The following is a 902-nucleotide window of genomic DNA, read 5'->3' as shown; positions in this document are numbered from 1 at the left end:
ACCCCATCACTGGCTTCAATCACGTTAATCTGTCGATGATTAATGTCGATTTTGTGGGCAACGCTTTTACGCTCAGCCGTAAGCTGCTGATAATAGGTATTTAAATTAATAGAAGCCTGCTCATCCAATGGATAATGGTAGATTTCGGCTTGTTCCAACGTCCTCAGACGATAATCGACACCACTATCCACATTTAGTACATGGCAACGCGCCAAAATCATATCAATAGCAGGAAGGAAACGAGCTCGCTGTAAGCCATTACGATACAAATTTTGTGGTTCGATGTTTGACGTCGCCACCAGCACCATCTGACGCTTAAACATTTCTTGCAACAATGTGGCAAGAATCATGGCATCAGTTATGTCAGACACAAAGAACTCGTCAAAACAAACAATATCTGCTTCTTGTTTAAATAAGTCGGCAACTTTGGAGAGAGGATTTTCTACCTCCCCCAAACGCTTTAACTCGTCATGTACCCGATACATAAAGCGGTGAAAGTGCACGCGCATTTTTCTGTCAGTAGGTAAGGCATCAAAAAAGGCGTCCATTAAATAGGTTTTACCTCGGCCTACCCCGCCCCAAAAGTACAAACCTTTTGGGGGTTGAGGCATCTCGACCTTTTTACCCATGAGCTTTTGCCATTTAGAAAGTTGAGGGATCGGCGCAGACTGAAACTCAACAATATCATGGTAGAGTTTGTCTAAAGCGACAACGGCTTGATGCTGGGCTTCATCGCGCTGGAATCCATGTTCTGCTATATCTTTTTGATATCGTTTTAGTGGTGTCATCAGATTAAGTCGTGTTAGAGGTACAGAGAAAATGGTCACCTCGGGGTCAACTTTGAGAATAGAGAGAAGTAGTTATCAGTCCCCGAAGACATACTGCTATTTTTCTTTATCGGC

General features: G+C 43.2%; 1 protein-coding gene. It reads right to left on the bottom strand.

All coding sequences use genetic code 11. The features are described from left to right. Window positions 1-788: cell division protein ZapE (zapE, locus tag R8N49_RS25730; RefSeq protein WP_318190284.1), on the bottom strand; the 788-nt coding region annotated here is incomplete at its 3' end. Window positions 789-902 lie beyond the last annotated feature (114 nt).

It is taken from the genome of Vibrio sp. 1978 (assembly GCF_033344345.1).
The sequence above is the reverse complement of the archived record's forward strand: the minus strand, read 5'-3'. Positions and strand labels throughout refer to the sequence as shown.